Annotated in this window: 4 protein-coding genes; all 4 read left to right on the top strand. The window is 73.7% G+C overall.

Annotation, left to right across the window (positions count from 1 at the left end; translation table 11 throughout):
* Positions 1-508: 508 nt before the first annotated feature.
* The 4 genes from RKE29_RS30760 (at position 509) to RKE29_RS04430 (ending at position 10354) form a co-directional block, all read left to right on the top strand.
* A complete protein-coding gene (locus tag RKE29_RS30760) occupies positions 509-784 on the top strand; it encodes a response regulator transcription factor (RefSeq protein WP_369016023.1) in 276 nt (91 codons plus the stop codon).
* Positions 785-1039: 255 nt separating this feature from the next.
* Complete coding sequence (locus RKE29_RS04440) at positions 1040-2428, top strand: NAD(P)/FAD-dependent oxidoreductase (protein WP_312003690.1); 1389 nt, start codon at positions 1040-1042, stop codon at positions 2426-2428.
* A 226-nt stretch (positions 2429-2654) separates the two neighbouring features.
* The gene (locus tag RKE29_RS04435) at positions 2655-4142 is read left to right on the top strand and encodes an acyltransferase domain-containing protein (protein WP_312003689.1); all 1488 of its coding nucleotides are present in this window, start codon (positions 2655-2657) and stop codon (positions 4140-4142) included.
* A 35-nt stretch (positions 4143-4177) separates the two neighbouring features.
* Positions 4178-10354 (top strand): SDR family oxidoreductase, encoded by a 6177-nt coding sequence (locus tag RKE29_RS04430; protein ID WP_312003688.1) that lies wholly within the window; start codon positions 4178-4180, stop codon positions 10352-10354.
* Positions 10355-10390: the final 36 nt, after the last annotated feature.

Below are 10390 nucleotides of genomic sequence, written 5' to 3'. Positions count from 1 at the left end.
CGGCCCCGCCGCGCGGCGGGGCCGCGCTGCTCGCCGCGCGGCGGGAGGCGGGGCACGCGGGTGGGCTGGCAGGAGTATGCCGCGACTGGCAGGAGTATGCGGTCCCGGTGGTGTGGACGGGATGGTGAGGGGATCGTTACCGGTGTTGAAGCCGTGGCGGGTCACAGCGAGCGGTCTGGCGAGCGGCGTCGCGGCCACCGGGGGTGTGCCGCGGCCGGCCTGGCCCGGATCGGGCGTACCCGGCGTCGGCGGTCCTCCCGCCGATTCGGACTATCATGTTAATTTGTGATAACAACCGGTAAACGGAGGACACTTGCGCAGCATTTCCCTCGGGCCTTTTCTCGCCTCGTGAGATGCCGTCTGTCATCCTTGACACCGCCAGGTACACGCCCCTGATAATCTGAATGACAATCCAGTCTGACTCTTCTGAATCCGCGGATTGTACGTGACGAAAGACGCAACGCACAAGGGGAGTGTCTTGGGGTCCAAGGGGTACGGCCAAACAACCATGACCCACGTTCCGGTGCCCAACTGGTCGCGGGAGCTGGAGCGTGTACCGCTGCTGTCGGCCCGGGAAGCAGAGACGTTCGCGCTGCTCGGCGCGGGGTGGTCGAACCGCAGGATCTCGGCTCGGCTACAAGTGACGGAACGCACAGTCAAGGCTCATGTTGCTCGAATCCTTGCAAAATTACAAGTTGAGTCGCGGCTCCAGGCGGGCCTCGTGGCGCAAATCTATCGGCGCATGTACGAAGGTACAGTATCCAGGGAGATGGTCGCTGGATAGCGTGGTTGTGCCACTCGCCATGGCTGTCGCTCGACAGGAATTCCCTCCATTCAGCCGGGGCGCGCAGGTGCAGGTTCGCGGCCGCGTCACCGGGCGGCGGACGCACCGAACCGCCCGCACATCCGAATTTCTGAGTGAAGGCGTCGTGTGCGGGGAGCGGCACCCGGGTACCGTCCGGGTGACTGAGGCAAAGAATTCGGCGGAGCGAAACAGCCGATACAGCCGACCGGCCGCCGGGCCGACCGTCGGATTGGTATGGGGGTCGCGATGTACGACGTTATTGTTACGGGGGCGCGGGTCAGCGGGGCATCGACAGCGATGCTCCTGGCGAAGGCCGGATACCGTGTGCTCCTTCTCGACCGAGCGAAATTCCCCGGGGGCAAGGCCGCGGCGACCAATCTGGTCCACCCGCCCGGGATTCTCCGTCTGAAACGCTGGGGACTGCTCGACGCCGTGCGGGCCACCGGCTGTCCACCGATCCACTCCTACGGGCTCCAGAGCGGCCCGGCGAAGCTGATGGCCCGGCTGCCCGCCGTGGAGGGCGTCGGCGAGGCGTACTCGCCGCAGCGCGCGAAGCTCGACGAGATCGTGCTGGAAGGGGCCGTCAAGGCCGGCGCCGAGTTACGCGAAGAGACCGCGGTGCGCGATCTGCTGACGGACGACACGGGCGCGGTCACCGGCGTGCGCGCGGAAATCCAGGACGCCACCGGCCGGACCGTCTTCACCGAGCACGCCAGACTGGTGGTGGGCGCCGACGGCTCGAACTCCACCATCGCCCGCCTGGTCGGCGCCGAGAAGTACGAGTCGTACCCGGTGCTCAACAAGAGCCACTGGTCGTACTGGTCCGACCTGCCGCACGACGGCCGGGTGCGCACCTACCGGGACCGCGGCCGGCACGCCTTCACCTGGCCCACCCACGACGGACTGACCATCGTCGGCCTCGCGCTGCCGGTCGGCACCTTCAAGGCGTCGGACGACGCGGAGCGGGACCGCACGGTCATCGCCGCCTACGAGGAGATCGACCCGGAGTTCGCCGACCGCCTGCACCGCAGCACGCGGGTGGACCGGTGGATGACCGGCGCGGTCCCCAACTTCCTGCGCCGGCCGCACGGCCGCGGCTGGGCCCTGGTCGGCGACGCGGGCTACACCCGCGACCCGATCACCGCGGCCGGCATCACCGACGCGCTGCGCGGCGCCGAGATGCTCGCCGAGGCCGCCGACCGCGGCCTGTCCGGGCGCACCGGCCTGGACCAGGCGCTCGCCGGGTACGGCCGGGCGCGCGACGCGCTGGTGACCGGCCACTACCGCTACACCCGCGACCACGCCATGATCAGCGACTACAACCGCGAGGAGCTGGAGTTCATCCGCGCGATGGCCCGCAGCCCCGAGCACGGCAGCGGCATGGTCGGCATGTTCGCCACCATCGTCCCGCCCGCGGAGTTCTACTCGCCCGCCAACATCCACGCCCTGTTCGACCACGTGCCGCCCGGCGGCGCCCCAGGCCGGAAGATGCAGATGGTGCGCTGGCTGCTGCGCGGCGCGCCCCGGCACATCAAGCCCGCCACCCGGCTCGCCGACCGGCTCATCGCCGCCAACCTCGGCATCATGGGGGAGTACCTGCTGCGTCCCCAGGCGATGGCCTGACCCCGGACCCGACCACAGGCTGACCCCGGACCTGACCACAGGCTGACCGCGGGCCTTGAGCACCTGCGCCGGCGCGGCGCCCGGCCCCACCGGGCCGTGCCGCGGCCTGCCCGCTCGCCTCCGGCTCCCGCGGGCTCTCGTCGCCGACTCCCTGTCTCCCCGGCGCTGGTGCGCCCGCTCCCCGTTCTTCGTGACGTTTCCGACCTCTCACCATGGAGATATCGGCATGCCCAGCACTCCCTCAGTTGGCTTCTCGACCGCATTCCTCTTCCCCGGCCAGGGCGGGTTCGACGGCGAAGCGCTCCGGCGGGCGCAGACCCGCCACCCGCAGGTCGGGCGGGTGTTCGAGCGCTTGGACGCGGTGACCGAGGAGCTGTTCTCGCGCCCCGTCTCCGACATGGTCCTCGGCGAGCGCCGGGCCGACCTGCGCGACCTCCTCGACAGCGACCCGTGGGCCTCCCAGGTCGCCATCTACGGCGCGGGCCTGGCGGCGTACGAGATCCTCACCGAAGGCGGCGTGCGGCCCGACGTGCTGGCCGGCCACAGCCTCGGCGAGATCACCGCCCTGGTCGCGGCCGGCGCGTTCTCGGTCGAGGACGGGGTGCGCATCGTCGCCCAGCGCGTCACGGTGATCGAGCGGCAGAGCGGCGTCGACGGCCGCATGGTCGCCCTCGGCGCGGGCGCCGACCGGACCGCCAAGCTGCTGGACCTGCTGGACGACCCGCTGCTGGCCGTCGCCACCGAGAACCACGACGAGCAGACCGTGGTCAGCGGCCCCGCGGGCGTCCTGGACCGGGTGGTGGCCATCGCCGGGCAGCTGGGCGTGAGCGCCATCGAGATCGACACGCCGTTCCCCTTCCACACCCCGGCGCTGGCCCCCGCCGCCCCGGAGTTCGCCAGCTACGTCCGCAGGCTGGACCAGCACCCGCTGAACCGGCCGGTGTACTCCCCGATCCTCCAGCGCTACTACGAGCCCGGCGACGCCCTCGCGGACCTGCTCGCCGAGCACTTCACCAAGCCGGTGCGGTTCGCCGCCGCCGTGCGGCACCTGCGCGACTCGGGCGTCACCGCGTTCGTCGAGGCGGGCGGCAGGCCCGCGCTGTCGAAGCTGATCAGCCGGGTCGTCACCGGGCCGGACGTGCTGTCCCTGCCGACCCTGGCGCTGCGCGAGGGCCAGCTCTCCCTGGACCGCACCCTGGAGTCGCTGCGCGCCGCGGGCCTGGCCGACCCCGTGCAGGCCGTGGGCCTGGCCGAACTGCTGGCGCCCTCGGTGCCGCGCGAGGTGTTCGACGCGTACTGGGACGCGCAGGGCCAGGCGGTCACCGCGCTGGTGCGCAGCGAGCTGGAGGCGTTCGCCAAGGAGCGCGCCACCGCGCCCGCCGCCCCGGCGTCCGCCGCCCCGGCCCCCGCTGCCGCGCCCGCCGCCGGGTACGACCGCGACCGCCTCTTCGGCGAGCTGCGCGCCCTGTACGCCGAGGCCCTGGAGTACCCCGAGGACGTGTTCGAGGACGGCGTGCAGCTGGAGGCCGAACTCGGCGTCGACTCCGTCAAGCAGGTGGAGCTGCTGTCCCGCGTCTCCAGCCGGTACGGGCTGCCGCCGCGCGAGTCCGGGTTCCGGCTGTCGGACTACGACACCATGGGCAAGATCACCGACTTCGTGCTGGGCCAGCTGGACGAGCAGGGGGCCCGGGAGTCGGTTCCCGCCGCGAGCTGACACCCTCTCACGCTCTCGAAGGAGCAGTCGTTCACATGAAGGACCTCACGGGGAAGGTGGCCCTGGTCACCGGCGGGTCGAAGGGCGTCGGGAAGGCGATCGTGCGCGCGCTCGCCGAGCGCGGCGCGCACGTCGTCCTCAACTACTTCCACTCGCACGACCAGGCCAAGCGGACCAGGGACGAACTGGCCGCCGCCGGACACACCATCGAGCTGGCGCGGGCCTCGGTGGCCCGCCAGGAGCAGGTCGACCGGATGTTCGCCCAGGTCGCCAAGCGGCACGGCCGCCTCGACATCCTGGTCAACAGCGCGGCCAACGGCGCGCTGGTGCCGCTGGACGACGTCACGGACGAGGACATCGGCAAGGCGATCGACACCAACTACAAGGGCGGGCTGCGCTGCGCCCGCGCCGCGGCGCCGCTCATGGCGAGGAACGGCGGCGGGGCGATCGTCACCGTCTCCGCGCTCGGCGGCTCGCAGATGGTCATGGCCAACTACGCCGCCTGCGCCCCGGCGAAGGCGGCGGCCGAGGCGGCGACCCGCTACCTCGCCGTGGAGTTCGCCCCGCTGGGCGTCCGCGTCAACACCGCGTCCGCGGCCATGCTGACCAGCGACGTGGCGGACAAGTTCCCGCGCGCGCAGGAGATGCAGGAGGTGATCGCGCGGGCGACGCCCTTAGGCCGCCTGGGCACCCCCGAGGAGTTCGCGGACGTCGTCGCCTTCCTCGCCTCCGACCAGTCCCGGTGGATCACCGGGCAGGTCGTGCTCGCCGACGGCGGGCTGTCGCTGGGCGCGGCCCTGATGTCGCCGCCGCCGCTTCCCGCCGCCGGGCCGCCGGCCCCCCGCGCCGACGCGGCCGGGTCCGGCACCCAGGCGGCCGGGACCCGGGCACCGGACGTCGCGGCGGCCGCACCGGCTGTTCAGGTCCCGGCGGCCGCACCGGCGGTACGGGCCGAGGCGCCCGCTCCGGCTCGCGCGCCCGTACCGGCTGTGGCATTCGCCCCGGCTCCCGTGCCCGCGCCGCAGTCGCCCGCCGAGCGCCCCCGTCCCCTGGCCGTCCGCGAGCGCGCCCCCGGGCAGCCGGACGGCGCCGGGGCCGCCGAGGACGCCATCGCCGTGGTCGGCATGGGCCTGACCGTCGCCGGGGCCAACAGCCCCGAGGAGTTCTGGAAGCTGCGCACCACCGGCGAGGAGCTGTTCGTCCAGGTCCCCCGGGACCGCTGGCGGTACGAGAACTTCACCTCGGCCGACACCGAGGACGAGGACAAGTCCTACGCCGACCACTGCGTCTTCATCACCGACTTCCAGCCGGCGCCCGGCTCCGTGGACAGCATGGCCGGGCCCGCCGGGGAGCGGCCGGACGGCGCGGCCGACCACGAGCTGACCACCATGTGGCTGCGCCACAGCCTGGTCCAGGCCCTGGACGGCGTACGGCACGAGAAGGCCGACCGCTGCTCGTTCGTCATCGGCTACACGCCCGACGGCAGCCAGCACCTGGAAGAGGCCGGGGTGCTGGACAGCGTGACCCGCATGACCGCGGAGATCCTGGACGGCGCCGGCCTGCCGGACGCCGAGCGCGCCCGGCTCGGCGCCGACATCGAGGGCGCCCTCGCGCGCCGCTACTGGCGCGCCGCCCAGGGCCGCTCCCGCTTCCTGCCGCACCGGGTCGGCGAGCTGGCCATGCAGGGCCTGCTGCCGTCCGCCACCGAGCTGCACATGGTCGACACGGCCTGCTCCTCGTCGCTGTACGCCATCGACATCGGCGCCAAGGGCCTGCTGATGGGCAAGCAGGACATCGCCGTGTGCGGCGGCGCGTTCGGCCTGGCCCCGCGCGGCACCGTGCTGTTCTCCAAGCTCCAGGGCCTGTCCAAGCGCGGCCGGGTGCACGCGCTGGACGAGGACGCCGACGGGGTGATCTTCGCCGACGGCGCCGCCCTGGTGGTGCTGAAGCGGCTGAGCCGGGCGCAGGCGGACGGCGACCGCATCCTGGGCGTGCTGCGCGCGTTCGGCTCCTCCTCCGACGGCAAGGGCAAGGCGATCTACGCGCCGAACGCGGCGGGCCAGAGCCTGGCGGTCCAGCGCGCCCTGGAGGCGGGCCGGGTCGACGCGGCCGACGTGAGCTGGGTCAACGCGCACGCCACCGGCACCCCGGCCGGCGACCTCGCCGAGTTCACCACCCTGCGCGAGTACTACGGAACCCGGGGCCCCGCCTCCGTCACGTCCAACAAGTCGCTGATCGGGCACACCGGCTGGGCCGCGGGCGTCGTCTCGCTCATCGAGAACGTCCTGGGCCTGCACGAGGGCACCATCCCCGGCCAGTTCCGCTTCAGCACGCCCCGCGAGGACTTCCGGCTGGACGAGACCGGCCTGGAGATCACGCCGGAGCACCGGGAGTGGCGGAAGCTGCCCGACCGGCCGCGCCTGGCCGCCGTCTCCGGCTTCGGCTTCGGCGGCACCAACGCCCACCTGATCGTCGCCGAGGACCGCCCGGCCGACCGCGCCGCGGCCGCCGACCAGCCCGCCGCGGCCGCCGCCGGGAAGGTGCCCGACCCCGGCAGCCGGGTGGCGATCGTCGGCTGGTCGGCGCACCTGCCGGGGCTGGCGACCCGCGAGGACGTCACCCGCTGGCTCGACGGCGGCCCGCGGCCGGGGACCACCTTCGGCGACGTCTACCCCTCGCCGCCGTTCAACAAGGTCCGGCTGCCACCGAAGACCATCCGCGCCCTGGACCGCTGCCAGCTGATGATCCTGGAGTGCGCCCACCAGCTGCGCGACCAGATCCCCGGGTTCTGGCAGCAGCAGACCCTGAACACCGGCGTGTTCGTCGGCCACATGGGCCCCACCCGCGCGGCCATGCTGTACGCCAACCGCTGCTACCTGGACGACATCGAGGAAGCCCTCGCCGGCGTGCGCTCGACGCGGGTGCCCGCCGTGCTGGAGAAGCTGCGCGCCCGGGTGCGGGAGATGATCCCGGCGTCCAACGAGGACTCCTTCCCCGGCCAGATGCCCAACATCATCTCCGCGCGGGTGGCGAACTACTTCGACCTGCACGGCCCGAACATGACGATGGACTCCGGGTTCGCCTCCGCCCTGTCCTCCATCACCTCCGCCAGCCGCTACCTGCGCACCGGCGAGCTGGACTTCGCCCTCGCCGGCGGCATCAACGGCAACAACCTGCCCGAGTACCGGTCGCTGATCGGCGAGCTGCTGCCGGCGTCGGCCGACGAACTGGCCGAAGGCGCCTTCCTGTTCGCCCTGACCACCGAGGAGCGGGCCCGCGCCGCCGGTCTGAAGGTCCTCGCGTACGTCGACGAGCAGCTCGCCGACGCCGCCCTGAGCGGTCCGCGGGCCGCCGAGGACGCCGTGGAGCTGTGCGGCGCGCCCGCCCCGGAGAACGCCCGGTACCTCGGCGCGGCGGGCGGCCTGGCGGTGCTGAAGGCCCTGCACCGGCCCGCGGGCACGGTGGTGGGCATCGCCACCGACGGCAGCGAGAGCGCCGCGGGCGGCCGGCTGCGGCTGACCATCCCCGGCGGCGACCGGCCCGCCGCCCCCGGCGCCCGCGCCGACGGGGCCAAGGCCCCCGCGGCCCGGCCCGCCGGCCGCCTCCCGCTGCCCGCCGCCTTCGCCACCGACACGGCGATGCCCGACGGCTCTGCGCTGCGGGTGCGCCGCCAGGTGCCGGTGCTCACCGAGGTGCCCGCCCGCGCGGCGCGCGCCCAGGTGCCGTTCCTGCCGCGCGGCGCCGTGGTGCTCACCGACGCGCCCGGCCCGCTGGCCGCCGCCGCCGGTCCGGACGCCGGGATCACCGTGCTGTCCGCCGTGCCGCTCGACGCGCCGCGCCCGGGCTGGCACCACCTCGCCGAGGTGACCCCGGAGGCGGTCCGCGAGGTGCTGGCGGGCGCCGGACCGGCGGTGCGCCACGTGCGGGTGCTCAGCGACCTCGGCCGCTCGGCCCCGCCCGACACGGCCCTCACCGAGCGCCCGGCGGCCCTGACCGCCCTGCACGACGCCGCGTACCTGACCCTCCAGTCCGCGTACGACGACCTGGCCGACCCGGCCTCCTCGTTCGCGGTGCTGCTGCTGGGCGCGGCCGACCCGGACACCGGCACGCCGCACCCGTACACCGGCCTGTTCTCCGGGCTGCTGAAGACCGCCGCCCTGGAGCGGGACGCGTGCCTGGCGTACGGCCTGTTCACCACGGGTACGGACGTGCCCGCCGCCCTCGCGCTCGCCGAGCGGGAGAGCGCGGCGGCCCGCGACTTCCCCGTCGTCTTCGACATCGGCGGCAGCCGCCGCGTGTACCGGCTGCGCGACGAGCCGAGCGACCTGTCCGGCGGCGGCCCGGCCGTGCTGGACCGGGACTCGGTGCTGGTCGTGGCGGGCGGCGCGCGCGGCATCACCGCCGAGGTGGTCAAGGCCGTCGCCGAGCACTTCCGGCCGCGCATCTACGTCCTGGGCAGCAACACGCTGGACAGCCACCCGGCGTGGGTGTTCGCCGGCACCGACGAGGAGTTCGCGGCGGGCCGGTCCGGCTACATCAGGTCCGAGGTGGCCAAGCGCGACGGGCGCACCGTCGCCGACATCAACCGCGGCTTCGACCGGCTGCTCAACGCCCGCTGGGCGCGCCGCAACCTCGACGAGATGGAGGCGCACAGCGGCCCGGGCCGGGTCACCTACCTGGCCTGCGACACCCGCGACGGCGCCGCGGTGCGCGCCGCGCTCGGCCGGGTGCTGGACGAGCAGGGCCGCGTGGACCTGCTGATCAACGCGGCCGGACTCCAGCGCTCGGGGCTCATCAAGGACAAGAGCTTCGCGGAGTTCACCGCCATCCGCGACCTGAAGCTGGACTCCTACCTCAACCTCAAGGAGGCGCTGCGCGACGCGCCGCCGCGCCTGTGGTGCAACTTCGGCTCCCTGCTGGGCTACTTCGGCCAGCTCGGCGAGGCGGACTACGCCGCGGCCAACGACTTCCTGGCCGGCGCCGCCACGTACGCCGCGAGCCGGCCGGACGCGCCCGGCGAGGAGTTCACCATCGGCTGGACGCTGTGGGAGGGCGTCGGCATGGGCGCCAACGAGCTGACCAAGGCGTACTACGAGCGGGCCGGCTCCTACAGCAGCATGTCCATCGCCGAGGGAGTCCAGCATTTCGTCCAGGAACTGCACGCGCCCGTACGCCGCCCCTCCCTGGTGCACCTGGGCGAGGCCGAGCGGGCCACCGTCGAGCGCTTCTACCCCGGCTACCTGGCCGCGGGTGCGGGCGAGCCCCGGGCGCCGCGGCCGGGCGGCTTCTTCCTGCGCCGCCTGGTCTCAAGGGACGCTTCCTCGGTGGTCTTCGAGTGCCCCTTCGACCTGGAGACCGACGCCTACCTCACGCACCACACGGTGCGCGGCGAGGCCACGCTGCCGGGGACGTTCGTCACCGAGCTGGCCGCCGAGGCGGCCCGGTACCTGGTGCCCGGCAAGCGGGTCATCGCCTTCGAGGACCTGCGGTTCGAGCACTTCCTGCGGGTCTACCGCGACGTGCCGACCGGGGCCAAGCGCATCCGCGCCGAACGGGCCGACGCGCCCGGCGACGCCACCGTCGTCCAGGTGCTCATCACCGAGGACGTGGTGGCGCCCGGCGGTCGGGTGCTGAAGAAGGACCGGGTCCACTTCACGGCCCGCGTGCTGCTGGACGACGCCTTCCCGGAGGCGCCGCGCTGGGAGCCGTGGGAGCCGGCCGCCGAGACGCCGGTGCCCGACCCGTACCACCAGCCGGGCGCGCCGGTGAAGCTGACCGGCCCGTTCGTGTCCACCGCGGACACCCGCGTGCACCCCCGGGGCAAGCGCGCCCGGTACGCGCCGGCCATCCCCGCGGGCGACCCGGTGTGGTCCCGCTTCACCGTGCCCAGCATCCTGCTGGACGGGCTGGCCCGGGTCGGCGTGCTGGACCTGGTCGACGGCCACCTGGTGCCGGTCGCGGCGCCGCTGTCGATCCGCCGCATCGACCTGTACGAGGACACCAGCGACCACGCCCTGGCCGCCGCGGGCGAGCCGGTCGAGCTGTACGCCACCCCGCCGGGCTTCGACCTGGCCGCCGACGCGGTCAGCAACCGCTTCGTGGCCGCCCGCGCGGACGGCCGGATGCTGCTGCAGATGAAGGACCTCAAGGCCACGCTCATCGGCTATGTCGACGCGCGGACCGGCGAGGCCGTGCCCGCCGACCGGGCCTGACCGCCCGAGACCGGAAGAAGGGCAGGAAGGAGATGA

Source organism: Streptomyces sp. B1866 (assembly GCF_031932565.1).
Classification (GTDB): Bacteria; Actinomycetota; Actinomycetes; order Streptomycetales; family Streptomycetaceae; genus Streptomyces.
The sequence above is the reverse complement of the archived record's forward strand: the minus strand, read 5'-3'. Positions and strand labels throughout refer to the sequence as shown.

Coding starts and splice junctions, on each gene's coding strand:
- RKE29_RS30760 (WP_369016023.1), top strand. CDS start 509: ATGACCCACGTTCCGGTGCCCAACTGGTCGCGGGAGCTGGAGCGTGTA.
- RKE29_RS04435 (WP_312003689.1), top strand. CDS start 2,655: ATGCCCAGCACTCCCTCAGTTGGCTTCTCGACCGCATTCCTCTTCCCC.
- RKE29_RS04440 (WP_312003690.1), top strand. CDS start 1,040: ATGGGGGTCGCGATGTACGACGTTATTGTTACGGGGGCGCGGGTCAGC.
- RKE29_RS04430 (WP_312003688.1), top strand. CDS start 4,178: ATGAAGGACCTCACGGGGAAGGTGGCCCTGGTCACCGGCGGGTCGAAG.